Origin of the sequence: uncultured Bradyrhizobium sp. (assembly GCF_936943645.1) — a bacterium.
GTDB lineage: Bacteria > Pseudomonadota > Alphaproteobacteria > Rhizobiales > Xanthobacteraceae > Bradyrhizobium.
This window is the reverse complement of sequence record NZ_CAKZJO010000082.1, coordinates 33121-58055: the sequence shown is the minus strand read 5'-3', so window position 1 is coordinate 58055 and position 24935 is coordinate 33121. Positions and strand designations below refer to the sequence as shown.

At 64.1% G+C, this 24935-nt stretch carries 22 protein-coding genes; 12 read left to right on the top strand and 10 right to left on the bottom strand.

What is annotated here, in order from left to right:
* Nucleotides 1–74 precede the first annotated feature (74 nt).
* The 4 genes from Q0743_RS22720 to Q0743_RS22705 are packed head-to-tail and all read left to right on the top strand — an operon-like array spanning nt 75 to nt 3548.
* Nucleotides 75–920, top strand: coding sequence for an ABC transporter ATP-binding protein (locus tag Q0743_RS22720; RefSeq protein WP_298243714.1), 846 nt, complete (start codon nt 75–77; stop codon nt 918–920).
* Nucleotides 917–1702: an ABC transporter permease gene (locus Q0743_RS22715; protein WP_298243713.1), complete on the top strand. Its 786-nt coding sequence runs from the start codon at nt 917–919 to the stop codon at nt 1700–1702. The genes Q0743_RS22720 and Q0743_RS22715 overlap by 4 nt, the downstream gene beginning before the upstream one ends.
* Nucleotides 1702–2466 (top strand): ABC transporter permease, encoded by a 765-nt coding sequence (locus Q0743_RS22710; RefSeq protein ID WP_298243712.1) that lies wholly within the window; start codon nt 1702–1704, stop codon nt 2464–2466. The genes Q0743_RS22715 and Q0743_RS22710 overlap by 1 nt, the downstream gene beginning before the upstream one ends.
* A gap of 35 nt (nt 2467–2501) precedes the next feature.
* Nucleotides 2502–3548, top strand: coding sequence for a peptidase M29 (locus tag Q0743_RS22705; RefSeq protein ID WP_298243711.1), 1047 nt, complete (start codon nt 2502–2504; stop codon nt 3546–3548).
* Here the strand turns inward: Q0743_RS22705 and Q0743_RS22700 are convergent.
* The 5 genes from Q0743_RS22700 to Q0743_RS22680 are packed head-to-tail and all read right to left on the bottom strand — an operon-like array spanning nt 3545 to nt 9254.
* Nucleotides 3545–4537: a 3-hydroxybutyryl-CoA dehydrogenase gene (locus Q0743_RS22700; protein ID WP_298243710.1), complete on the bottom strand. Its 993-nt coding sequence runs from the start codon at nt 4535–4537 to the stop codon at nt 3545–3547. The two genes, Q0743_RS22705 and Q0743_RS22700, sit on opposite strands and share 4 nt — an antisense overlap.
* Before the next feature lie 3 nt (nt 4538–4540).
* The gene (locus Q0743_RS22695) at nt 4541–5629 is read right to left on the bottom strand and encodes an NAD/NADP-dependent octopine/nopaline dehydrogenase family protein (RefSeq protein ID WP_298243709.1); all 1089 of its coding nucleotides are present in this window, start codon (nt 5627–5629) and stop codon (nt 4541–4543) included.
* Complete coding sequence (locus Q0743_RS22690) at nt 5626–7152, bottom strand: class I adenylate-forming enzyme family protein (RefSeq protein WP_298243708.1); 1527 nt, start codon at nt 7150–7152, stop codon at nt 5626–5628. Before Q0743_RS22690 ends, Q0743_RS22695 begins: the two co-directional genes overlap by 4 nt.
* Nucleotides 7153–7154: 2 nt before the next feature.
* Nucleotides 7155–8444, bottom strand: coding sequence for an acyl-CoA dehydrogenase family protein (locus Q0743_RS22685; protein ID WP_298243707.1), 1290 nt, complete (start codon nt 8442–8444; stop codon nt 7155–7157).
* Between the two features lie 12 nt (nt 8445–8456).
* Nucleotides 8457–9254, bottom strand: a complete 798-nt coding sequence (locus Q0743_RS22680; protein ID WP_298243706.1) for an alpha/beta fold hydrolase — start codon at nt 9252–9254, stop codon at nt 8457–8459.
* Between the two features lie 212 nt (nt 9255–9466).
* Here Q0743_RS22680 and Q0743_RS22675 point away from each other — a divergent pair, with 212 nt between their 5' ends.
* The 4 genes from Q0743_RS22675 to Q0743_RS22660 all read left to right on the top strand — a co-directional run bounded on the left by Q0743_RS22675 (nt 9467) and on the right by Q0743_RS22660 (nt 14847).
* Nucleotides 9467–10228 (top strand): SDR family NAD(P)-dependent oxidoreductase, encoded by a 762-nt coding sequence (locus Q0743_RS22675; RefSeq protein WP_298243705.1) that lies wholly within the window; start codon nt 9467–9469, stop codon nt 10226–10228.
* Nucleotides 10229–10258: 30 nt separating this feature from the next.
* Nucleotides 10259–11095, top strand: coding sequence for an enoyl-CoA hydratase family protein (locus Q0743_RS22670; protein ID WP_298243704.1), 837 nt, complete (start codon nt 10259–10261; stop codon nt 11093–11095).
* A 98-nt stretch (nt 11096–11193) separates the two neighbouring features.
* Nucleotides 11194–13545 carry a bifunctional salicylyl-CoA 5-hydroxylase/oxidoreductase gene (locus Q0743_RS22665; RefSeq protein WP_298243703.1) on the top strand — a complete coding sequence of 784 codons (2352 nt, stop codon included), beginning with the start codon at nt 11194–11196 and terminating at the stop codon, nt 13543–13545.
* 51 nt (nt 13546–13596) lie between these two features.
* Entirely contained in the window at nt 13597–14847 is a 1251-nt protein-coding gene (locus Q0743_RS22660; protein ID WP_298243702.1) for a flavin-dependent oxidoreductase, read from the top strand.
* Nucleotides 14848–14856: 9 nt separating this feature from the next.
* On the opposite strand, the gene Q0743_RS22655 is transcribed toward Q0743_RS22660, so the two are convergent.
* Together Q0743_RS22655 and Q0743_RS22650 are read right to left on the bottom strand one after the other, a co-directional pair.
* Nucleotides 14857–15315, bottom strand: a complete 459-nt coding sequence (locus Q0743_RS22655) for a cupin domain-containing protein (RefSeq protein WP_298243701.1) — start codon at nt 15313–15315, stop codon at nt 14857–14859.
* A 27-nt stretch (nt 15316–15342) separates the two neighbouring features.
* Nucleotides 15343–16518, bottom strand: a complete 1176-nt coding sequence (locus Q0743_RS22650; RefSeq protein WP_298243700.1) for an ABC transporter substrate-binding protein — start codon at nt 16516–16518, stop codon at nt 15343–15345.
* Between the two features lie 252 nt (nt 16519–16770).
* Between Q0743_RS22650 and Q0743_RS22645 the strand changes: the two genes are divergently transcribed.
* The 3 genes from Q0743_RS22645 to Q0743_RS22635 all read left to right on the top strand — a co-directional run bounded on the left by Q0743_RS22645 (nt 16771) and on the right by Q0743_RS22635 (nt 19609).
* Nucleotides 16771–17289, top strand: coding sequence for a MarR family winged helix-turn-helix transcriptional regulator (locus Q0743_RS22645; RefSeq protein ID WP_174719141.1), 519 nt, complete (start codon nt 16771–16773; stop codon nt 17287–17289).
* Nucleotides 17290–17437: 148 nt separating this feature from the next.
* Complete coding sequence (locus Q0743_RS22640; RefSeq protein ID WP_298243699.1) at nt 17438–19129, top strand: benzoate-CoA ligase family protein; 1692 nt, start codon at nt 17438–17440, stop codon at nt 19127–19129.
* Nucleotides 19130–19144: 15 nt separating this feature from the next.
* The gene (locus tag Q0743_RS22635; protein WP_298243698.1) at nt 19145–19609 is read left to right on the top strand and encodes a RidA family protein; all 465 of its coding nucleotides are present in this window, start codon (nt 19145–19147) and stop codon (nt 19607–19609) included.
* A 6-nt stretch (nt 19610–19615) separates the two neighbouring features.
* On the opposite strand, the gene Q0743_RS22630 is transcribed toward Q0743_RS22635, so the two are convergent.
* Entirely contained in the window at nt 19616–20344 is a 729-nt protein-coding gene (locus Q0743_RS22630; protein WP_298243697.1) for a CBS domain-containing protein, read from the bottom strand.
* Between the two features lie 210 nt (nt 20345–20554).
* Here Q0743_RS22630 and Q0743_RS22625 point away from each other — a divergent pair, with 210 nt between their 5' ends.
* Entirely contained in the window at nt 20555–22408 is a 1854-nt protein-coding gene (locus Q0743_RS22625) for an alpha/beta fold hydrolase (protein WP_298243696.1), read from the top strand.
* Here the strand turns inward: Q0743_RS22625 and Q0743_RS22620 are convergent.
* A complete protein-coding gene (locus Q0743_RS22620) occupies nt 22405–23376 on the bottom strand; it encodes a CHAD domain-containing protein (protein ID WP_298243695.1) in 972 nt (323 codons plus the stop codon). The genes Q0743_RS22625 and Q0743_RS22620 overlap by 4 nt on opposite strands.
* Nucleotides 23363–24925, bottom strand: a complete 1563-nt coding sequence (locus tag Q0743_RS22615) for a bifunctional aminoglycoside phosphotransferase/ATP-binding protein (protein WP_298243694.1) — start codon at nt 24923–24925, stop codon at nt 23363–23365. Before Q0743_RS22615 ends, Q0743_RS22620 begins: the two co-directional genes overlap by 14 nt.
* Nucleotides 24926–24935: the final 10 nt, after the last annotated feature.

The following is a 24935-nucleotide window of genomic DNA, read 5'->3' as shown; positions in this document are numbered from 1 at the left end:
ACGGGTGCGCAAACGATCGCCGGTCTGGCAGACTTCTTGCTAAGCTTGTGTCTTACGGTGAGACGAGCGACGGAATGACGGCAGTACCTGCGAGATCGAGCGAATGGGTGAGACCGGTGACATCACAAGAGCCGGCTTCTGTAATCATCGAGATCGACCATGTCTCGCAGGTCTTTCAGACCTCGGCGCGCAAGGATCATGTGGCGCTTTCGGACATTTCGCTGTCGATCGAGGAGGGCGCCTTCGTCTCGATCCTTGGTCCGTCCGGCTGCGGCAAGTCGACACTGCTCTATATCGTCGGCGGCTTCGTCAGCCCGACCAGCGGTGCGGCGAGGATGAAAGGGCAGGCGATCACTGGGCCCGGTCCGGACCGCGGACCGGTGTTCCAGGAATTCGCGCTGTTCCCGTGGAAGACCGTGCTCGGCAATGTGATGTACGGCCCGCGTCAGCAGGGCGTTCGCGCCGCCGAGGCCGAAGCGCAGAGCCGGGCGTTGATCGAGATGGTCGGCCTCAAGGGCTTCGAGAATTTCTATCCCAAGGAGCTGTCGGGCGGCATGAAGCAGCGCGTGGCGCTGGCACGGACGCTCGCCTACCATCCTGAAGTCCTGTTGATGGACGAGCCGTTCGGGGCGCTCGACGCCCATACGCGAACCCGCCTGCAGAACGATCTGTTGAACATCTGGGAGCGCGACCGCAAGACGGTTCTGTTCGTCACCCACTCGGTCGACGAGGCGGTCTTCCTGTCGGACAAAGTCGTCATGATGTCGAAATCTCCCGGTCGCATCAGGGAAGTCATCGACATCGATCTGCCGCGGCCGCGTCGCCGCAACGAGCTGTTGCTGGACCCGCGCTATCAGAAGTATGTCGTCGATATCGAGCGCATGTTCGATGAAAGCGACGAAGCCGGGCCTGCTTCATGATGTCGCCGGCCACATTGGTCAGGAGAGCCGCTCCGGTGCTGGCCTGTATCGGGCTGCTGGCGGTGTGGCAGGTTGCTTCGCTTGTGCTGAAGAACGACAGCTTCCCGACGGCGATCGAGGCGATCCGGGCGATTCCAGATATTCTCGGCGATAAGGAATCCCTCATCAATATCCTGGCCTCGCTTCGCCGCATGGCGCTCGGGTTCTGCGTGGCGGTGCTGGTTTCGATTCCGCTGGGCCTGTTGATGGGACGCAGCCGGAGCGTCGCGGCTTTCTTCAATCCGCTTCTGATGGTGATTTATCCGGTGCCGAAAGCCGCCTTGATGCCGATCATCATGCTGTGGCTGGGCGTCGGCGATGTCACCAAGACGCTGGTGATCTTCCTCGGTGTCAGCCTTCCCGTGATCTACCATAGCTTCGAAGGCGCCAAGGCCGTCGAAGAGAAGATGCTGTGGTCGGGTGCCGCGATGGGGCTGTCGCCCGCACAACGCCTGGTGCGGATCGTACTGCCCGCGGCGTTGCCGGAAATCTTGACCGGATGCCGAACGGGGCTGGTGCTGGCGCTGATCACGATGATTACGAGCGAGATGATCGCCCGCCAGTCCGGTGCCGGCAACATTCTGTTCAACGCGCTCGACATGGGCCAGTATGACACCGTGTTTGCGATGATCATCATCGTGGGCGCCATGGGGATTTGCTTCGACGCGATTTTCGAAAGGGTTCGGGCGAGACTCGTGCGCTGGTCCGAGCCCCAGTTCGACCTGCCGCTGAGCTTCTCGTGATGACGCGCCTTCTCTCCTCAAACGTCTTTCTCGGAATTGTCCCGATCGCGCTGGTCATCGCACTGTGGCAGGGTCTGGTGTCCTTCGGCTTTGCGCCCGCGGTCCTGCTGCCGCCGCCGGGCTTCGTGTTCAGTCGGCTGCTCCAGCAGCTCGTGACGTGGACGTTTCAGCAGGAGATCGTGGCAACCCTCATCCGACTGTTTGCCGGATTCGCGATTGCGGTCGTGCTCGGCGTCAGTGTCGGCATCGCCGCGGCCGCCAGTCCTGCGATCAATGCCGTGGTGCGGCCGATCGTTCGCGTCCTGGCCCCCCTGCCCAAGGTCGCGCTCTATCCGGCGCTGCTGCTGCTGCTCGGATTCGGCCATGGATCGAAGATCACCTTGGTGACCGCGGATGCGCTCTTTCCTATCCTGCTCTCGACCTATTACGGCGCCTCGACTGTCGAGCAGAAGCTGATCTGGTCGGCAATGGCGGCGGGAACGTCGCGCGCCGAAATTCTGTTCAAGGTGGTGTTGCCGGCGGCGATGCCGTCGATCCTGACCGGGTGCCGGATCGGCCTTGTCATTTCCTGCATCGTGGTGTTTCTGGCCGAGATGATCACGTCGACGGACGGATTGGGGCATGCGCTCGTCACCGCGGCGCGAACTTTTCAGGCCGTCGACATGTTCGTGCCGCTGATCACGATCTCGCTGTTGGGGTTGATTCTGAACGCCCTGCTGGGCGCCTTGCGGTCTTACCTCTTGCGCGGCTTCCCAGAAGCGTGATCTGAACGAAGAAGAAACAAGACCGGGAGTGACCCATGCTGGCTGATCGCATCGAGGCAAAATGGATCGATGCATTTTGCGAGATCTTTGAGCGATGCGCCGTCAAGGCCGGCGATACCGCGGCCATTCTCTCGGAGACCCAGTCGCGCGCATTGAACGTGCATCTGGCGGAGCTCGCCCTGCTGCGCATGGGCGCGCGACCGTTTCATGTGGTGATGCCGACGCCGCGTAACCGCAACATCGTGCCGGTGCGTTCAACGGGGGCGAGCGAGGCGATCCAGCGCCTTGGCCCGGTCATCACCGCGCTCCAGCAGGCCGGCTTTGTGGTGGACTGCACCATTGAAGGTCTGATGCACGCGGTGGAGACGCCAGAAATCCTCAAGGCCGGTGCGCGGATCCTGGTGATTTCGAACGAGCATCCCGAGGCGCTGGAGCGCATGATGCCGGATTCCGCGCTCGAGAAGCGGGTTCGTGCGGCGGCGAAGATGCTGCGAGGGACCAAGCGGATGCGGGTGACCTCGAAGGCCGGCACTGCGCTGGATGTCGACATGGTTGGCGCGTCCACGGTCGGTGTGTGGGGCTGGACCGACAAGCCCGGCACGCTCGCGCATTGGCCGGGCGGTATCGTCGTCAGCTTTCCCAAGCGCGGGACCATCAACGGCACGTTGGTGATGGCGCCCGGCGACATCAACCTGACTTTCAAGCGATATTTAACCTCGCCGGTGACGATGATGTTGAAGGACGACTATGTCGTCGAGCTCGCAGGCGAGGGCACGGATGCCGCGATGATGCGCGCCTATCTGGCGGCCTGGGGTGACCGCGAGGCCTACGCCGTGTCGCATGTCGGCTTTGGCATGAATCCGGGTGCGCGTTATGAAGCGCTCTCGATGTACGACCAACGCGACACCAACGGCACGGAGATCCGCGCCGTCTCGGGCAATTTCCTGTTCTCGACCGGCGCGAACGAATTCGCTGGCCGCTATACGGCAGGCCATTTCGATCTGCCGATGATGGGAACGACCATCGAGCTCGATGGCGTCGCCGTGGTGCGGGAAGGCGTGCTTCAGGACGTCTTCGGCTAACTGCCGTCCCGCGCGGGCGGCCGGGCGAGGTCGAAGTGCCGGAGCAGGTCGACCATGGCCTGCAGCCGCTTCACGCGATAAGCATCGAGATCCATCCCGGAGTAATCCAGGAAGCCGGCGCCCGTACGCAGGCCGATCCGGCCTTCATGCATGTTGCGGGAAATGACCTCGGGCGCCCGATAGCGATCGCTGCCGAGCGCGCCTTCGAGGTAACGGCTGGCGTAGTACAGGATATCACCGCCACCCCAGTCGATGAATTCGAGCAGACCGAGCACGGCATAGCGGAAGCCGAAGCCGTAGCGGATCGCCTTGTCGATCTCTTCGGCGCTGGCGACGCCTTCCTCGACCATGCGCGCCGCCTCGTTCATCGCCAGCGCCTGGATGCGCGGGACGATGAAGCCGGGCGTCGCCGCGCACACCACCGGCACCTTGCCGATGCCTTCGAGCAGAGCCTTGACCTCGTCGATGATGGCGGGGTCGGTGGCTTTGCCGGGCGAGACCTCGACGAGCGGGATGAGGTAGGCCGGATTGAGCCAGTGCACGTTGAGAAAGCGACGCGGGTTCACGATCGCGCCCGAGAGATCGTCGACGAGGATGGTCGACGTCGTCGATGCGATGATCGTGTCAGGGCTGACCTGCTTTGAGGCCGTCCCCAGCACCTCGCGCTTGAGCTCGACGACCTCAGGAACGCCCTCGAAGACCATTCCGGCGTCTGCCAGCGCTGCGTCGCTTCGGCTCGCCGGCACCACCGAGACCCGTGCGATCAGCGGATCGACATCCGCCTCGGTCAGCAGTCCCAGCTTCGACAGGCTGGCGAAGGTCTTTCCGACTTCACCGAGCGCGTCCGCCTCCAGCTTGGCGAAATCCTCCGGAGAGCGAGCCTTGACGTCGATCATCGTGACCTTGTGCCCGGCGTAGGCGAACGCGACGGCGATGCCGCGCCCCATGCGGCCGGCGCCGAGACAGGCAATATTGGCGCGACTGGTCATCGGTCAGAATCCATTACGAAGCAGCGTCTGCAATTCAGCCTTGCCGAGCTTGTCGAGCCCGAGCGTCCCGAGCGTGCGGCCGCCTTGCGTAAAATCCTCGCCGCAGATCGCGCCGCCGATCGACAGGAAGGCCTTGGCCAGTGGTGTGGACACGCCCGCGAGGCCGGCGACGGAGACCAGCAGCGACAGCCCAAGCCGCAGATCCTCGCGCATGTAGCGATGCTCAGTCAGCACGATCCGCTCGCGCCAGTCGCCGGAATCGGTCAGGCGGTCGTGCGAGCCGCGGCCATACATCCAGATCTCGCCCTCCTTCGCGTAGTGATGAGCGAGCGGGAAATGCGGCGCGCCGTAGCCGAGCGCTTCACGCACAGCGATCCGCTCGGCATCGAGCGCGTCCGTCACCCGCCGGATCGCGGCTTGCGTACCTTCCTTATGGATATCCCAGCGTTCGAAATGTTCGATCGGCCCCGCATTCATCACGATCAGCGGCGGATGAATGATCGGGCCGGCATTCATCAGTGCACCGGACAATGCGTCTCCGCACGGCTCGATCGCATCGGGAAACGCGCTGCCGATCACTTCGAGCGCATGCGGTGCCTGGTCGAGCGGAAACACGCCGACCGGTAGCCGTTTGGCGCGGATGGTGATGGCGACCTCGAACGGTCCGTGTTTGCGGGTGAGCCACGGCAGCGTGCCGGTTTCGGCGAAACTCGCCTTGGCCTGGTTCCCAGCGTCATGCGCCGCCTGCGCGAAGATCATCGAGCCGAATGTCGCCGGGGGCAGGAAGACGACCTGGCCGTCGCGCAGATGCGGAGCGAGCAGGTGGGCGATATCCGGTTGCGCGAAGGCGGGAGCCGGACACAGGATCAGCTCCACGTCACCGACGGCCTCGGCAATATCGGTCGTGACCAGCGCGAGCTTCACATTGTGGCGGCCGTTGTGGTCCTTGACCAGAATGCGCGAGTCGGCGGCGCGATGCGCCGCCACCTGGTCGGCATCGCGGCGCCAAAGCCGCACCTGATGCCCTGACAGCGCAAAGTCGCCCGCGGCCGCGAAAGAGCCGTTTCCCCCTCCCAAAACCGCAATCTTCAAGACGTTTCTCCTTGCGCACGCGACTGCGCATCAAGCTGTTTCAGCAGGAAATGCTGGACCTTGCCCAGCGCCGTGCGCGGCAGGTCTTTGACGAAAACGATATCACGCGGAACCTTGTAGCGCGCGAGCTGCACCTGCAGATGGGCTCTCAGTTCGTCGACTTCGAGGCGGCGACCGGATCGTGGGATCACGTAGGCGATCGGGACCTCGTCCCAGCGTGGATCGGGCCGTCCGATCACGGCGCATTCGCTGACATCGGGGTGCTCGAGCAGGACACGCTCGACCTCGGCTGGGTAGACGTTCTCGCCGCCGGAAATGATCATGTTCTTCTTGCGGTCGCGCACCCAGAAATACCCGTCGGCATCGCACAGGCCGATATCGCCGGTGCGATACCAGCCGTCGTGCAGCGCCTCGCGTGTTGCAGCCTCGTTGCCCCAATATTCGAAGAACACGTTGGGGCCGCGCACGGCAATCTCGCCCGGCGTGCCCGCCGGCACCTCGTTGCCGGAATGATCGACCACCCTGGCGTCGCAGCACAGGCCGGCAAGTCCGGTCGATCCCGCGCGTGAGAGATCACCGCCAAGGCGTGTATAGACGGCGATGGGGCAGGTTTCCGTGGAGCCGTAGACCTGAAGTACCGGAACGTCGCGTGCGACGAAACGCTCGATCAGATGCGGCGGCACGATGGTCGAGCCGGTGGCGACGGCCTTCAGTGAGGAGAGATCGGTGGTTGCCCAGGAGGGATGCTCGCTGACGGCCTGGATGATCGCCGGCACCATCACGGTCAGCGTCGGCCGTTCGTTTTCGATCGCGGAGAGCGCCGTATCCGGCGTGAAGCGGGCATGAATTGTGACGGTGGCGCCGAGCTGGAGCGCCGGCGTGGTCTGGATGTTGAGGCCGCCGACATGAAAGAACGGCAGCACGGTCAGCACGTGGTCGTCCGACGTCATGTTGTGCATGTGCTGGCTCATGACGCCGTTCCAGAACAGCGCCTCCTGGCGCAGCACGGCGCCCTTCGGCCGCCCCGTCGTACCCGAGGTGTAGACGATCAGCAGCGGGCAGGAGAGATCGGTGTGCGGATTGCGGCTGGTGCCGTCGCTGCGGGCCAGCAGGCTTTCGAATGCCGCGCCGCGAGGCGGCGCGAAGTCGAGGCCGACAACGGACGTCCCCGGCGCAAGCTCGGGCAGAACTCCCTCGAACGCCTGTTCGAGTACCAGCACTTTGGCGCCGGCGTCATTGAGAATGAAGAGTTGCTCGGCGACGGCGAGGCGCCAGTTCAACGGCACCAGCATCGCGCCCAGCCGCGCGCATGCATAGAGCAGGACCAGATAGTCCGGCCGGTTCAGGCTCAGGATCGCGACGCGATCGCCGCGACCGACGCCCAGCTCCTGCTTCAACGCCGTGGCGGTTCGTTCGATACGCGCGGTGAAATCCGCATAGCTCAGCCGTTCGCCTTCGTAGGCAATGGCGGTCTTGTCTGGCGCGAACGCTGCATTGCGGTCGATCAGGCTGCAGAGGTCCACCGTCAGTCGTCCGTCTCGCCGGCCTCGTACAGCGCCTCGCGCCCGATCCGATCGAGGCAGAGCTCGGCCGTCCAGGGCAGCATCAGCGAGCCGCAGCGGCTGTCGCGATAGATTCGCTCCAGCGGCAGCGAGCGCAGCATGGCTTGGCCGCCGCAGGTGCGGATCGCGAGCGCCGCGAGCTCATTGGCGCCCTCCATCACCGAATACTGCGCGGCATAGGCCCGCAGCACCTGCTCCTTGCTCGGATTGGCGCAGGCTTCGGTGACCGCCTGGAACCAGATCCCCTTGATCTGCTCGAGCTTGATCTGCATCTGCGCGACCGCGATCTGCTTGGTCGGGTACATCCGGCGCTTGACCGGCGGCATGCCCGGCACTTCGCCGCGTAAGTACCGCACGGTGAAATCATAGGCGGCCTGCGCGAGGCCCATATAGGTCGGTGACAGCGTCAGGAACATGTGCGGCCAGCGCATCGCCGCCTGGAAGTAGACGCCGCGCGGCATCAGCGCGGAATCCTCGGGGACGAACACGTCCTTGAACAGCAGCGTCCGCGAAACCGTTCCGCGCATGCCGAGGGGATCCCAGTCGCCGACGACCGAAACGCCCTCCGATTTGGCCGATATCGCGAGGTACAGCGTGTTACGGCGAGAGGCCTTCTCGCCCTCCTCGATCTCGGTGCAGAGTACGCCGTAATAGTCGGCATGGCCGGAAAGCGATGCAAAGATCTTCTTGCCGTTGACGATCCAGCCGCCTTTGACGGGCTTTGCTTCCGTGCCGAAGGCGACGCCGCCAGCGGCCGCCGCACCACCCTCGGAGAAGGGCTGCGAATAGATCACGCCGTCCTCGACGATGCGCTTGTAATGGACCGCGCGGCGTCGTTCGTGTTCGGTGCGGGTCGTCGCATCCATGTCGAGATCGTCGGCCAGCGGGCCCGACCACAGGGTCGAGCAGACGTGCATGTTCCAGGTCAGTGCGGTCGCGCCGCAATAGCGGCCGATCTCGGCGGCTGCCAGGGCATAGGTCTGGTAGTTCGCGCCAAGTCCGCCGTGTTTCTTGGGGACGGCAATGCCCAGCAGGCCGACGCGATGCAGGTCACGATAATTCTCGGTCGGGAAGATCGCCTCGCGATCGTAGGTGGCGGCGCGATCGGCGAACACGGTCTGGCCGATCTCCCGTGCCCGGGCAATGATGCCGGCCTGCTCATCGCTGAGGCGGAAGGCGACGGGATCGAAGATCGGAGCATCCAGCGCGACCTTGCCGGTCGCGCCAATTGTCTTGCTGACTTGCATGGTCATCGCGCAATCACCTTACGCTTTGGTCGTCACGGAATTGAGGAAGGGGCCGAGCGCCGCGTCGAAGGCGTCGGGACGTTCGAGGTTGGCGAGATGACCGACGCCGGCGAGCTCGACATATTCAGCCCCCGGAATGTAGGTCGCCGTCTTCGCCATCATCGGTGCGGGCGCATTGTTGTCCTTGGATCCGGACAACAGCAACGTCGGAACCGAGATGTCCTTCAGCGAGCCCCGCTGGTCGAAGCCGATCAAGGCCAGCATCATGGCGCGATAGCTTGCCTCGGGCACGCTCCCCATGCACTCGCGCGCAAGCTCCATTCCCCTGGGATCCGGATCGTCACCGACCAACTCCTTCACCAGAGAAGGCGCTAGCGACGTCATGGTCTCGCCGCGATCGAGTGGGCCAAGCCGCGCCGCGATGAAGGATCTCTGCCAATCGCCGTCGGCCTTGCCGAAGGCGGGGCTGGTCTGCGCCAGCACCACCGCGCGGGCCAGTTTCGGGAACTGCGCCAGCCATTTCTGGACGATCATGCCGCCGATGGAATGGCCGACCAGAATGGGCATTGTTGCGCCGAGCTGCTCGATGAATAGCTGGAGCGCATCAGCCAGGGCAGCGATGCTGACGCTGGTGAGCGGTGCCGAGCCGCCATAGCCCGGCATGTCCCATGCGATTGCGCGGAAACGGTCGCCGAACGTCGCCAGCTGCTGTCGCCAGCTCCGAGCCGCACCGCCGATGCCGTGCAGGAAAATCAGAGGGATCGCGCCCGGATCGCCTGCGGCTTCATAGGCGAAGCGTCCGTCCATTGTTATCATTGGCACAGGCTGCGACACGCGACATCCTTCTGCTTGGCCCATGGATGCTAACAGGCCTTGCGGCGATGGGAAGCGATAATTTTATACTTAAAGCAATTTCCGGGCCGTGTTTCGTGGCGCGGCATTCGCGCCGGCGAGCGGCGTCTTCATTGCAAAAGTTTGAAGGTTAAAATATATCGGAAGACGACCACGAGATCCGAGGGAGCCAGCGCATGTCCGGATTGCCGCACTCGCCGCACGCGCTGGTGACCGGGGGCGGCCGCGGCATCGGTCGCGCGATCGCAGCGGCTCTCGTCGGCGCCGGCGCCACCGTGACGATCGTCGGCCGGAGCGCTGCGGCCCTCGAAGAGGCCGTCAACGCAGGCGCTGCGCATTTTGCGGCCGTCGCCGACGTCGCGAACGAGATCGCTCTGAAGGCCGCCATCGCCGAGGCTCATGCGCGCAAGCCGATCGATATCCTGATCGCCAATGCGGGCAGCGCCGAATCCGCGCCGTTTGCAAAGTCCGATAGTGCCCTGTTTGCGCGCATGATGAACATCAATTTCATGGGCGTCGTCCATGCCATCCACGGCGTGCTGCCGGGTATGAAGGATCGTCCCTATGGCCGCATCGTCGTGATTGCGTCGACCGCAGGCCTCAAAGGCTATGCCTATGTCAGCGCATACGCCGCGGCCAAGCACGCCGCAGTCGGTCTCGTTCGTTCGCTTGCCCTGGAGCTCGCCGGCAGCCACGTGACCGTGAACGCGGTTTGCCCTGGTTTCACCGACACCGATCTCGTCGCCGGCAGCATCGACAACATCATGAAGAAGACGGGACGAAGCCGCGAGCAGGCCATCGCCGAGCTGGCCAAGCACAATCCGCAAGGGCGGCTGATCGCGCCTCGGGAGGTCGCGGATTCCGTTCTTTGGCTGTGCGGGCAGGGCGCCAGCGCGATCACCGGACAGGCCATCGCAGTTGCAGGCGGCGAAATCTAGCGGCGCGGAACAGACACCTAAGGAGATCGCATGAGCAGACCAGCCAATCCCGTCACCGTGCCGCTCGCGGATTACTCGCCGCAGCATTTCCTGCTGGCCGTGGTTGACGGTGTTGCCACCGTGACGCTCAACCGTCCCGAGCGGAAGAATCCGCTGACGTTCGAAAGCTATCGGGAGCTGACTGACTTCTTCCGCGCCTGCGCCTTTGACGATGCAGTCAAGTCCATCGTCGTGACCGGTGCCGGCGGCAATTTCTCGTCCGGCGGCGATGTGTTCGAGATCATCGGACCACTCGTGAAGATGGACACCAAGGGGTTGACCGCCTTCACGCGGATGACCGGCGATCTCGTCAAGGCGATGCGGGCCTGTCCTCAGCCGATCGTCGCCGCAGTCGAGGGCATCTGTGCCGGAGCCGGTGCGATCGTCGCCATGGCCTCGGACATGCGCCTGGCTGCAAGCGGGGCCAAGGTGGCCTTCCTCTTCAACAAGGTGGGGCTGGCCGGCTGCGACATGGGGGCATGCGCGATCCTGCCGCGGATCATCGGGCAGTCCCGTGCCTCCGAGTTGCTCTATACCGGCCGGTTCATGACCGCGGAGGAGGGCGAACGCTGGGGCTTCTTCAGCCGCATCGTGACGCCGGAGCAGGTGCTGCCGCAGGCGCAAGTTCTGGCCCAGCAGATCGCGGAAGGGCCGACCTTCGCCAACACCATGACCAAGCGGATGTTGGCGATGGAATGGGCAATGTCCATTGAGGAGGCCATCGAAGCGGAAGCCGTCGCCCAGGCCCTGTGCATGACCACGGCCGACTTCGAGCGTGCCTTCGAAGCCTTTGCCAACAAGGTCAAGCCGGTCTTCCGGGGCGACTAGGCCGGCACCTTTCGGCGCCCGGCCAGCAGCGGGGACTTGCGCGAAATTATTTTAGGCTTAAAATAGTTTTCATGGCCGGGTGAATTGGCGAGGCTCCCATGAAAGTCGCGATCATCGGTGGCGGACCTGCGGGTCTCTACGCTGCGATCCTGCTCAAGAAGCAGCGCCCGGGCGCCGACGTCACGGTGTACGAGCGCAATCGCGCCGACGACACGTTCGGCTTCGGCGTGGTGTTCTCCGACGCCACGCTGGACAATTTCGAAAAGCACGATCTTCCGAGCTATCGCCGCATCACCCAGGAATTCGCCTACTGGGACGACATCGCCGTGCATTTTCGCGGCACCGTCCACCGGGTCGGCGGCAACGGCTTTTGCGGCTGCTCGCGGCAGAAGCTGCTGCTGATTCTCCAGGAGCGGGCGCGCGAGCTCGGCGTGGTCCTGCATTTCGAAGCTGATGTCGATGACGAATCCCGCTTCGCCGACGCCGATCTCGTGCTGATCGCCGACGGCATCAACAGCCGTTTCCGCGAGAAATATGTCGAGCATTTTCAGCCGGAGGTCGATCTTCGCTCCAACAAGTTCGCCTGGATGGGCTCGACCAGGCCGCTCGATGCCTTCACTTTCATTTTCCAGGAGACCGAGTGGGGGCCGTTCATCGCCCACGCCTATCAATACGAGGCCGGACATTCGACCTGGATCTTCGAGACCGACCCTGCGACCTTCGAACGCGCCGGTCTGACGGGCCTGAACGAGACCCAGTCCGCCGCGCGCATGGCCGAGATTTTCGGCTGGTTTCTCGATGGGCACAAGCTGCTCACCAACCGCTCGATGTGGCGTAATTTTCCGATGATCCGCAGCAAGCGCTGGGTCAAGGGCAACATGGTCCTGCTTGGCGATGCCAAGGCGAGCGCGCATTTCTCGATCGGCTCCGGCACCAAGCTCGCGATGGAAGACGCCATCGCGCTCGCGGAGGCGATCGAAAAGGCGCCTGATATCAAGGCCGCGCTCGACGCTTACGAGCACGGCCGCCGCGAGGAGGTCGAGAAGACCCAGCACGCCGCCGACGTCTCGCTGGTCTGGTTCGAGCATGTCGACCGCTTCTGGGATTTCGACCCCGTGCAGTTCGCCTTTGGCGTGATGACGCGCTCGAAGGCGATTACCTACGATAACCTCAAGCTTCGCGCGCCCGATTTCGTGGTCGAGGTCGAGAAGTCCTTTGCCAAACAGGTTCGCGACAGCGGGTTTGACGTCGATACAGGCAAGCCGACGGTGCCGCTGTTCCAGCCGTTCCGCTTGCGCGAGATGGAGGTCGCCAACCGCGCCGTGATGTCACCGATGTGCATGTACTCGGCCAACGAGGGCGTGCCGACCGATTTCCATCTCGTGCATTACGGTTCACGCGCGATAGGTGGGGCCGGCCTGATCTTCACCGAGATGACCTGCGTCAGCCGCGACGCCCGCATCACGCCCGGCTGCGCCGGCCTGTGGAACGACGAGCAGGAGGCGGCGTGGCGGCGCATCGTGGATTTCGTCCACGGCAATTCGGCCGCGAAGATCTGCCTGCAACTCGGGCACGCCGGCCGCAAGGGCGCGACCAAGCTGATGTGGGACGGCATCGACCGTCCGCTCGACGAAGGTGGCTGGGACGTGGTCTCGGCATCGCCGCTGCCCTATTTCCCCGACAGTCGGGTGCCGCGCGAGCTCGACCGCCCCGGCATGAGCGCGGTACGGGATTCGTTCGTTGCGGCGGCCGAGCGCGGCGAGCGCTGCGGCTTCGACATGCTGGAGCTGCACTGCGCCCATGGTTATCTGCTCGCGAGCTTCATCTCGCCGCTGACGAATACGCGCACCGATGAGTATGGCGGCTCGCTCGAAAATCGGCTGCGCTTCCCACTGGAGATCTTCGAGGCGCTCCGCGCGGTCTGGCCGTCGCACAAGCCGATGTCGGTGCGTATCTCTGCCACTGACTGGGCCGACGGAGGCATTACCGGTGACGACGCTGTCGCCATCGCGCGCGCCTTCGCCGAGGCCGGCGTCGATCTCGTCGACGTCTCCACCGGGCAGACCGTGCGTGATGCGCAGCCGGTCTACGGCCGCATGTTCCAGACGCCGTTTTCCGACCAGGTCCGCAACGAGGCGCGGGTGGCCACGATGTGCGTCGGCAATATCACGACGGCGGACCAGGCCAACACCATCCTGGCCGCAGGCCGGGCCGATCTCGTCGCCCTCGGCCGGCCGCATCTGGTCGACCCGTTCTTCACCATGAAAGCGGCGGCCTGGTACGGGGCCAAGGACGCGTTCTGCCCGCCGCAATATCTACCCGGAATGGATCAGATTTTCCGCAACAGCGTCCGCGATCGCCAGGACATGGAGGAGCTGCGAATTAAGGCTAAGCCCAAGACCCGGGCCGAGCTCAAGGCGGAGGCGACAAAGCCGCTTGCGGCGGAGTGACCGCCCGTGCGACGTTAACCCATTGCCTGTGTTTCGAGTGGAGTAAGGGCGATGAAGGCGATTATCGTCGGTGGTGGTATCGGTGGTCTCACCACCGCTTTGATGCTGCGCTCGCGCGGCCTCGACTGCGAGATTTTCGAGCAGGCCGACACCATCCGCGAACTTGGCGTCGGCATCAACACGCTGCCGCATGCCATGCGCGAGCTCGCGGGGCTTGGCCTGCTCCAGAAGCTCGACGACGTCGCTGTTCGCACCGACCAGCTCTATTATCTCAACCGCCATGGCCAGGAAGTCTGGCGCGAAGCCCGCGGGATCGACGCCGGCCACGACGTGCCGCAATTCTCGATCCACCGCGGTCGCCTGCAGGGCGTGATCCATCGCGCGGTCGAGGAACGGCTCGGGGCTGATGCTATCCATACCGGTTGCCGGCTCGGCGCCTTCACGCAGGACGAGGGCGGCGTCACCGCTTATTTCTTCGATCGTGCGGGCGCGCAGGTCCACACCGCGCGTGCTGATATCCTGATCGGTGCTGACGGCATCCACTCACGTGTGCGCGACACGCTGTTCCCGAACGAGGGGCCGCCGTGCTGGAACGGGCTGATGTTGTGGCGCGGTGCGCGCGATTGGCCGCTATTCCTCACCGGCAAGTCGATGATCGTGGCTGGCGGTCTCAATGCCAAAGTGGTGATCTATCCGATCGCGGAGGGATCGAGCCCGGCGAGCCGCCTGACCAATTGGGCGGTTCTGGTGAAGGTCGGCGAGGGTAACGCTCCGCCGCCGCGCAAGGAGGACTGGTCACGGCCGGGCCGCCGCGAGGATCTGATGCCCCATGTGGCCCGGTTCTCGGTTCCCTATATCGACGTGAAGAGCCTGATCTCGGCGACGCCCGAATTCTACGAATATCCGACCTGCGACCGCGATCCCTTGCCATACTGGTCATCAGGACGGGTCACCCTGCTGGGCGACGCGGCGCACCCAATGTATCCGGTCGGCTCCAATGGCGCGTCGCAGGCGATCCTCGATGCGCGCTGCCTTGCCGACGCGCTGGTTCGCGCCGAACACCCGCGTCAGGCGCTGCTCGAATACGAGAAGAAGCGTCTGCCGATGACGGCTGATATCGTCCGCTCGAATCGGCGCGGTGGTCCCGAGGGCGTCATCGACGCCGTCGAGCAGCTCGCGCCCGACGGCTTCGACAATGTCGACAATGTGCTGAGCTATTCCCAGCGCGAGGCCATCGTGCGCGGCTATGCCACCAAAGCGGGCTTTGCCGCGGTGCCGGGCCTTGCGGCGGTGCGGGCCTGACGCGCGCCGTTAGCCGGCGCCCGGAGGCGGCGGCAGGAAGTGGATGTTGAACTCGGCCGCCATTGCCACCACGTTCTCGGGCTTCTGCTCCTTCATGTTGTGGAGGCCCCAGAACAGGTCGAACAGCTTGCGGCTCGGCGACACCCAGAACAGCACCTTTGCGGTCTGCTCCGATTTGTTGAAGATGCCGTGCGGCACGCCCATGCCGAGCCGGATCAGGTCGCCGGCGGTTGCCTGCGACTCCGAATTGCCGAGCATGAAGTCGAGCTTGCCCTCGAGCATGTAGAGATATTCATCCTGGTCCGGATGAATGTGCGGCGGCACGAACGTGCCCGGCGGCAGCGTCGCGTGCCAGGAGAAGCTGTTCTCGGCGTAGCTCTTCGGCACATAGGTTTGGCCGAGGATGTTCCAGGAAATGCCCTGAATGCCCTCATTGGCCCGCGTGATGCCGGTGATTTCGCTCTTCATTGCAGTTCTCCCGTAACGCGATGCGGTCTAGTTCGCCGCCTTGCAGTCCTTGGCATAGCGGTCGCCGTAATTCTCGAAGACCTTCTGCACGATCTCGGTCTGGAACTTGCCGTCCGGACGCTTGGCGACCTTGGTCAGATAGAAGTCCTGGATCGGATAGCCGTTGGTGTTGAACTTGAAGGCGCCGCGCAGCGAGGTGAAGTCGGCCTTCTTCAGCGCGGCCCCTACGGCATCCTTGTTCGACAGATCGCCCTTCACGGCCTTGACTGCACTGTCGATCAGCATCGCGGCGTCATAGGCCTGAAAGGCGTAGGTGCCGGGCACGACATTGTAGGCGGCCTCATAGGATGCGACGAATTTCTTGTTCTGGGGATTGTCGAGGTTGGGTGCCCAGTTCGCGCCGCCGAACATGCCCACGGCCGCATCCTGCTGCGCCGGGAGGGTCGATTCATCCACTGTGAACGCGGAGAGCACCGGGATGCTGTCGGCCAGGCCCGCCTGCCGGTACTGTTTGACGAGATTGACGCCGAGGCCGCCCGGCATGAACGTGAAGAGAGCATCGGGCTTCTGCGAGGAGATCTTGGACAGCTCCGGCTGGAAGTCGAGCGTGTTGAGCGGCATATAGGATTCCTCGACGATCTCGCCCTTGTAGTCGAGCTTGAAGCCCGCCACCGAATCCTTGCCGGCCTGATAGTTCGGCACCATCAGGTACATGCGCTTGTAGCCGCGATCCTGCGCGACCTTGCCGAGAATCTCGTGCACCTGGTCGTTCTGATACGAGGTCACATAGAAGAACGGGTTGCAGTCCTTTCCTGCGAACGTCGACGGACCGGCATTGGGGCTGATCAGGAAGGTTTTCGATTCCGTCACGGGCCGATGGATCGCCTGCAGGATGTTGGAGAAGATCGGGCCGACCACGAAGTCGACCTTGTCGCGCTCGAGCAGGCCCTTGACCTTGGTCACGCCGGCATCCGGCTTCAGCTCGTCATCCGCGACGATCACCTCGACATCGCGGCCGCCCATCTTGCCGCCGAGATCCTTCACCGCGAGCGCAAAGCCGTCGCGAACCTGTTGACCGAGTGCGGCCGCGGGTCCTGACAGGGTCACGATCACGCCCAGCTTGATCTTTTCCTGGGCGAGGGCGGGAGTCATCGCCGTGCCAAGCAGCATGGTGGCCGCGGCCAAGGTCATTTGCGTCTTCATGATCTGTCCCCTCGTGACTATCGGCGAGCGCTGCAAGCCGCGTACTCCAATCCAAGCTTATGCCGATGATGGCAGCCGCGGCAAGCAGCGCTCAAAGTGTCGCCATCTTGCGGGCAGCGGCGCATGCAAGTGGCGCGCCAATTATTTGAAGCCTAAAGAAGTTGCGGTGCGGTCGATTGTTGCAGCTTTGGACTTGCGGCCGGACCCGATTTATTTGAAGCTCAAAATGTTGGGGAATCCGTGCCGGCACCAATGCCCGCCGAGAGTGACTGCACCGCGATGCTCGATTCCGAGACCAAGGCCGTCGAAACGCCGGAAGATCACGCCGACGAGCTCCGGCTGTGGTTGCGCCTGCTCACGTGCACGACGCTGATCGAGGGCGAGGTCCGGGGCCGGCTGCGGCAACGGTTCGACGTCACGCTGCCCCGCTTCGACCTGATGGCGCAGCTCGACAAGGCGCCTGACGGTATGACGCTGTCCGATGTCTCCAAGCGGATGATGGTGTCGAACGGCAACGTCACCGGTCTCGTCGAGCGCCTCGTGGAATCCGGCCATCTCGACCGGCGGACCTCGGAGACGGATCGCCGTGTCCAGGTGATCCGCCTCACAAAGCTCGGTCGCGCCGAGTTCCGCCGCATGGCTGCGGAACACGAGACCTGGATTGCGGATCTGTTCGCCGATCTCTCGCCGAAAGATGTGCGCGAATTGATGCGGCTGCTCGCCAAGACCAAGGCGTCGGCGCAGAAATCTGCCGCCCGCCGCCGGCCGTAAGCGCAGGGCGGGCGGGCCGCCCAATCCCTTTTTGCCGCAGGAAAAAGCAAACCATGCCCAAAATCCGCTATTGCGCCGAATTGTTTTAAGCCTAAAATGTTTTCCAGATCGTGCTGCCGGGTGCAATCCATGCTGAAAGGAGCGTGCGATGGCCAACGCCGCCAAGGTTCAAGTGAAGGGCTCGCATGACGGCAACGCCGCGACGGCCCATGTTGATACGTTCGCGCGGCAGCATCTGCCACCGCGCGAGCTGTGGCCCGAATTCATCTTCACGCGGCCGGAGCTGAACTATCCGCCTCGATTGAACTGCGTCAGCTCCTTCCTCGACCGCTGGGTCGAGCAGGGTCATGGCGACGCACCCTGTGTCATCAGTCCTGCCGTCAGCTACACCTATCGCGAGCTGCAGGCGCTGGTGAATCGCATCGCCAACGTGCTGGTCGGCAAGCTCGGTCTTGTGACCGGCGGTCGGGTGCTGCTGCGCTCGGCCAACAACCCGATGATGGTTGCGACCTATCTCGCGGTGATCAAGGCCGGCGGCATCGTGGTGGCGACCATGCCACTGCTCCGCGCCAAGGAATTGTCGTATCCGATCCAGAAGGCGGAGATCACGCTGGCGCTGTGCGACGGCAAGCTCGCCGAGGAAATGGAGAAGGCGAAAGCTGCCGCGCCGAATCTCAGGCAGGTTGTTTATTGGGGCAATGGCGCGCCGGACGCGCTCGAAGCGCTCATCGGCGACGCGAGTGCGGAGTTCAAGGCCGTCGACACCACCTCCGACGATGTCTGCCTGATCGCCTTCACGTCGGGCACGACCGGCGATCCCAAGGGTACCATGCATTTCCACCGCGACATGCTCGCGGTCTGCGACGGCTATGCGCGCAACATCCTGCGCGCCGAGCAGAAGGATCGCTTCGTCGGCTCGGCGCCGCTCGCCTTCACCTTCGGCTTCGGTGGCGTGCTGTTTCCGATGCACATCGGTGCCTCCTTCGTGGTGCTGGAGAAGACGACGCCGGACGATATTCTGACGGCGATCGAGCAATACAGGATCACGGTCTGCTTCACCGCCCCGACCGCGTACCGTGCCATGATCGGCAAGCTTGCCGGCCGCGACATCTCCTCGCTGCGAAAATGCGTCTCCGCCGGCGAGACCCTGCCCAAGCCGACCTTCGATGCCTGGCTCAAGGCTACCGGACTCAAGCTGATGGACGGGATCGGCTCGACCGAGCTGCTGCACATCTTCATCAGCGCGACCGAGGACGAGATCCGCCCGGGCGCTACCGGAAAGCCCGTACCGGGTTATGAGGCCAAGATCGTCGACGACGACGGTCGCGACCTGCCGCCGGGCACGATGGGCAAGCTGGCAGTGCGGGGGCCGACCGGTTGCCGCTATCTCGCCGACGAGCGCCAGCGCAAATACGTGCAGAACGGCTGGAATATCACCGGCGACACCTATCTCATGGATAGCGACGGTTATTTCTGGTACCAGTCCCGATCCGACGACATGATCGTGTCGGCCGGCTACAATATCGCGGGCACCGACGTCGAGGCGGCGCTGCTCACGCACCCGGCGGTCGCCGAGTGCGGCGTGGTCGGCGCTCCAGACGAAGCGCGCGGCATGATCGTGAAGGCCTATGTCATTGCGGCAGCCGGCGTGACGCCGGACGCAGCGCTGGTGGCCGAACTGCAGGAGCATGTCAAACGCGAGATCGCGCCGTACAAATATCCGCGGGCCATCGAGTTCGTGACGCAACTGCCGAAGACCGAGACCGGAAAATTGAAGCGCTTTGCCCTACGGCAACTGGCGCAAGCCGCCGTGACGTCCTCAGGCGTCGCTGCGGAATGACAGAGGGATGAAGAATTGTCCGTGACGACGCCGAAAGGCCCGCAGCTCGCGGTGCTGCCGACAGCCACCGAGGATGACACCCCTTCGCGGGTCCAGGTGCTCCAGCCGTCGGGGTGGCCGATGCCGAAGGGCTATGCCAACGGCATGGCCGCCGAGGGACGCATCGTCGTCACCGGTGGGGTGATCGGCTGGGATGTCGAGGAGCGTCTCGCCGACGGCTTCGTCGCCCAGGTGCGCCAGACCCTGAGCAATATCGCAGCGATCCTGGGCGAGGCCGGGGCGCGGCCCGAGCACCTCGTGCGGTTGACCTGGTACGTCGTCGACATGGACGAGTACCTGTCCAACCTGAAGGAGCTCGGCAAGATCTATCGTGCCATCTTCGGCGCGCATTACCCGGCGATGGCGCTGGTGCAGGTGGTGCGCCTCGTGGAGAAGGCGGCGCGCGTCGAGATCGAGGCCACCGCCGTCATTCCGCGCTGACGCGCGTCAGCTCGCCTTGGAGAGCTCGTCGTCCTCGGGCGAATTCAGGTAGATGCCCGACATGGTGTCGACCCAGCACAGATGGTCGTGCACCTTCTTCACGCCGTCGACGTTCTCCGCAGCGACGATCGCGGCCTGCCGCGTGCGCTCTTCGGTGATGACGCCGCTGAGGTGAACGATGCCGTCACGGACGATGACGTTCAGCCCGAACGGGCACCAGTCGTTCTTCTCCATGGTGTCGATGATGCGGCCGCGAATGTGGTCGTCGTCCGCTGTCGGATCCTTCACTTCACGCGCAAGCCCTGCCACCGCCTGCAGCAGATTGGCCCGCGATACGATCCCGACGACCTTGTCGCCGCGGACCACGGGCAGCCGCTTCACGTTGTTGCGCTCCATGAGGTCGACGATCTCGGCAAGCGCCGTGTCCTCCGTGATGGTCACGGGCGAGTCGGTCATCACCTCCGCGACCTTGCGGCCGTGCTCATGGACGAAGTCGCTGGCGGATTTGCCCGGACCGAGGATGAACCGCAGCCAGCGCCCACGCTTGCGCCCGGTGCCGATTTCGCTGCGGCGGATGAAATCTCCTTCGGAGACGACGCCGACCAGCTTGCCGCTATCGTCGACGACCGTGAGACCGCTGACATGCCGCTTGAGCATGATATTCGCCGCCTCGACGATGCTGGTGTCGGGGGTAACCGAGATGACCGACCGGGTCATGATCTGGTGGGCGCGCATGGACAACTCCGCTGGCTTGTCGAATTTCAATGCGGGCAAACTAGCCCGGGTATCGAGGTGCGGCTTGACTCAGGTCAATGGGACGAAGCCCGTCTGTCCTGATGAAGCAATTGTGATACGCGCCCGGATTTGATGCAGCTCAACGCTTGTGGGAAGCCTCGCCATATCCTTCCGCCGACGTAGAACAGCAGCCCTTGGGACCATTCAGCCATGAGCGTCGTGCAGATATTTCCACGGGCCGAGGAGCCGGCAGTGCAGGCTCTTCCCGTCAATCCCGCCGCGGGTCTCGAAGCCCCGACAGTGAGTTCCGAGAAGCTTGCAGGGATGCCGGCTGCCGCCGATCCCTTGCCTGTATCGGAGCCATATCCCCTCGACCGCGCGTTTCGCGCGATGCTGGCGCGATTCACGGGCGGCATTTCGCCGCTGGCCTTGTCGCTCGCCTGGCTCGACTGGAGTTCGCATCTCGCTGCGGCGCCGCAGCGCCAGATGGAGATTTCCCGCAACATCCTGCGCGACACCGGCCGGCTGGCCGAAGCTGTCGCGCATGCGACGTCGCCGGAGCAGAAGCCGTGGTCCGTGATTCAGCCGCAGGCGCGCGATCGCCGCTTCAGCGGGCCTCAATGGGAGACAGCGCCGTTCAATCTGCTGGCGCAGGCATTCCTGCTCGGAGAACGCTGGTGGCACGATGCTACGACCGGCGTGCGCGGCGTGTCGCACGCCAATGAAGCCATCGTCGAGTTCTCGGTGCGCCAGACGCTCGACATGCTGGCGCCGTCGAATTTCGCAGCGACCAATCCGAAGGTTCTGGAAAAGGCGTTCCAGAGTGGCGGGGAGAATTTCGTCTTCGGCTGGCAGAACTGGTGCAGCGACCTGATGCGCCTGCTCTCCAACGCAAGATTGGCTGATGACGCGCAGTTCGTGGTCGGCAAGACGGTGGCGGCGTCGCCCGGCAAGGTCGTCTACCGCAACGAGCTGATCGAGCTGATTCAATACCATCCGACCACGGCGCAGGTCCGGCCCGAGCCGATCCTGATCGTGCCGGCCTGGATCATGAAATACTACATCCTCGATCTGTCGCCGCGGAACTCGCTGGTCAAGTATCTGACCGGCCAGGGCTTCACGGTGTTTGCGATCTCCTGGCGCAACCCGGATGCGAGGGATCGTGATCTCGCATTCGACGATTATCGCAGGCTGGGCGTCATGGCCGCGCTGGACATGATCGGCCTGATCGTACCGGGCCAAAAGATCCACGCGCTCGGCTATTGTCTTGGCGGCACCTTGCTGTCGATCGCCGCCGCTGCGATGGAGCGCGACGGTGACAACCGCTTCGGCACCGTCACGCTCCTTGCCGCCCAGACCGACTTCACCGAGGCCGGTGAGCTGACGCTCTTCATCAATGAAAGCCAGGTTGCCTTTCTCGAAGACATGATGTGGCAGCGCGGCTATCTCGACACGACGCAGATGGCCGGTGCCTTTCAGCTGCTGCGTTCCAACGAATTGATCTGGTCCCGCCTGTCGCACGATTACCTGATGGGCGAGGGCGCGCCGCTGAACGATCTGATGGCGTGGAACGCGGACGCAACCCGGCTGCCGTATCGCATGCACTCGGAATATCTGCGAAAGCTGTTCCTCGACAACGATCTGGCCGAGGGGCGCTACCACGTCGATGGCCGCAGCGTTTCGTTGTCCGATATCCATGCGCCGATGTTCGTGGTCGGCACGCTCGCCGATCACGTGGCGCCGTGGCGATCCGTCTACAAGATCCACTATCAGGTCGATGCCGACGTGACGTTCCTGTTGACGAGCGGCGGCCACAATGCCGGTGTCGTTGCGCCTCCGGAGGAGCCCGGCCACAGCTATCAGGTGCTGACCAAGGCGGAGGACGCGCCCTATGTCGGTCCGGACGAATGGCTGAAGCTGGCTCCGCACGTTGAAGGGTCGTGGTGGCCGGAATGGGCCAAATGGCTGGCGGCGCGCTCCGGCGCGCCCTGCGATCCACCCCAGATCGGCGTTGGAGGCGCTGCGGGCCTGCCAGATGCGCCGGGGGACTACGTCCACACCTAAGCTTCCGGCTCGGAATTTGGCGCGAGATCGGAGGAGCGGAAAGGCTTGGTCTTGTCCAGTTTGCGGTAGGCCGCCGAGGCCGCTCGCAACAGCTTCTTTTCCCGCTTGCGGTCGAGGAAGCGATGGCTGGCATCGAGGCCGGCGCCGTTCAGCGACGCCGCCAACGCCTGTCCACGAGCATCGTCGTTCAATTGTCCGAGCGACCGTTGCGCCTTGCGCAATTTCTTGAGGATGGACTGCTGCTTCTTCAAGGCGTCCTCGGCGAACAGGTCCTGGAGCGATTCGATCGAATAGGTCATCCGCTTGTTGAGAAGACGCAGCTTGTGGCGCTTTTCGACGTCGAGCCTGCGGAGCTTTCGCGCTTTCTTGAGTAGCGTCGTTTCCCATTCGGTCAGCCTCGCCGTTGCATGCTCAGCGAGCGTCGAGCGGCGCAGTCGGATGGCTTCCTTGCTGCGCCGGGTCGACCAGGGGCCGCTCTCGATCCAGGCCGAAGTCTGCTCGACGAGGCGGCGATAGCGGGCCGACTGCAGCGCACGTGCCAGCATGCGGTGGCTCTCGGTGCGTTTCTCGTCCCAGTGCTGGAGCTCGGCGACCACTGTGAGTTCACCGTCGCTCTCGGCGATGACCCGCTCGATCGCCACATCGAGATCCCTGACCATGCCGAGCTGGCTGTTCAGCCATTTCAGTTCGGTCCAGACATCCGGCCGCAGGGCGTCGTCGACCATCGGCGAGAAGAAGCGGATGGCGGTGCGCAGATGCGTCAGTGCGATCCGGATCCGATGCAGCGCGTCGGGGTCGCCGCGGCAGGTGCCGTCATGCTGGGCGAGAACGGCCGCGAGGTGACGGCGCGCGATGATCCGGAACGCCGTATCGCAGGCCATGCCGGGGCTCAGGCGGCCGGGCAGGGCATTTCGCCGCCCCGCCGGCGTGGCGCGAGCGGCCGTCGAGGTCGTGCTAGGTCGCGCCATCTTTGCCCGCGCCAATCAGATTGCCCTGTTTGCCGTCAGCGATCGCGTCCCTGCAGCTCTCGAGCGTCTGCTCTTGCGTCCCGGATGCATCGACGGTCGCCCAACCGACATGGCCGATATTATAGTGCTCTTGCAGCGCGGCAACCTCTTGCGTGGCGTCGGATGCGTCGCCCCGGCGGCTTCCGATCCGCATCTGCCGGGTCTTGAGGTCGGCGACCAGGAACAGGCCGTTCAGCGGCACGTTGCGCTCGCGCGCCAGTGCGGCGATCGCGTCCCGCTCGTCCTCGCGCGCGAACACGCCGTCGATGACAGCCGAATGCCCTTGCGCCAGCACCCGCCGGGCCCGCTGAGCGAGCGTATCGTAAACACGGGCCGCATGCTCCGGCGTGTAGGCGGATGGCGGCAGGCGGTGGGTGTCCTCGACGCCGAACATCTGCTTGCGGACGACGTCGCTGCGCAGCACGACGGCTCCGGGCGGCGGTGCGACGAGAGGCGCGAGTGTTTGCGCCAGAACCGTCTTGCCGGTGCCTGACAAGCCGCCCACGGCAATCAGGCGCGGAGCGGCCGGATGGATCAGCGTCCTGGCAAGGTCGAAATAGCGTTGGGCCTCATCCAGAATGGCGAGGTCATCGGAGTGCGGTGGCTTCAGCCGTGCCAGAGTCACCTGGGCGCGGATCGCGGCCCGTATCGACATGAACAGCGGCAGAAACGAGAGCGCGTCGAGATTGTCGGCAGACGTCGCGGCGAGATAGCGGTTCAGGACGATGTTGGCGGCGCTGGGTTGATCATGATGCAGCAGATCCATCAGCGTGAAGGCGAGATCATAGAGCACGTCGACGGTTGCCATCTGCGGGTCGAACTCGATGGCGTCGAACAGCACGGGCCGGTCATCGAGCAAAACGATGTTTGCCAGATGCAGATCGCCATGGCAGCGGCGCACAAAGCCTTGCCGGCCGCGCTCTGCGAGCAGAGAACGCAGGCGCAGGAATGCCTCGTGGGAAGCTTTGCCGAGCTTGTCGATCTCGTCAGCGTTGAAGCGGCCGCCAGCCCGCAGGCCGAGACTGTTGCCGTCGATCAAGCCAGGGATGGACGCGACCCATGCTTCTCCCTCGGCGTGAATCACCGCCGCGTGCGAAGCCGCAATCGCGTCGGCGGCAGCCGAGGCCAGTTTCGCATCCAGCGGCCCGGCCTTTGCCAGATGATCCAGCGTCCTGCTTTCGTCGAAACGCGACATATCGACTGCGTACTCGATCGGCCGACCGGGACCGTCGACCTGCACCGACCCATCCGGCTCTTCCGTGATCGCGACGACGCGATGATAGATCTGCGGCGCCAACGGCCGGTTGATCCTGATTTCCTCCTCGCAAGCGGCCTTGCGTTTCTCGAGCGTCGAATAGTCGAGGAAAGGAAACTTCACGGCACGCTTGATCTTCAGCGCGCGCATCCCGTCGAGGAATACTGCGGCGCCATGCGTGTCGATCTGCGTCACGCCGGGATGGTCGGTCAGCGTCCGAAAGATCCGCTCCTGGGTCGCCATTTCATCTGTCATGGAACGAGCA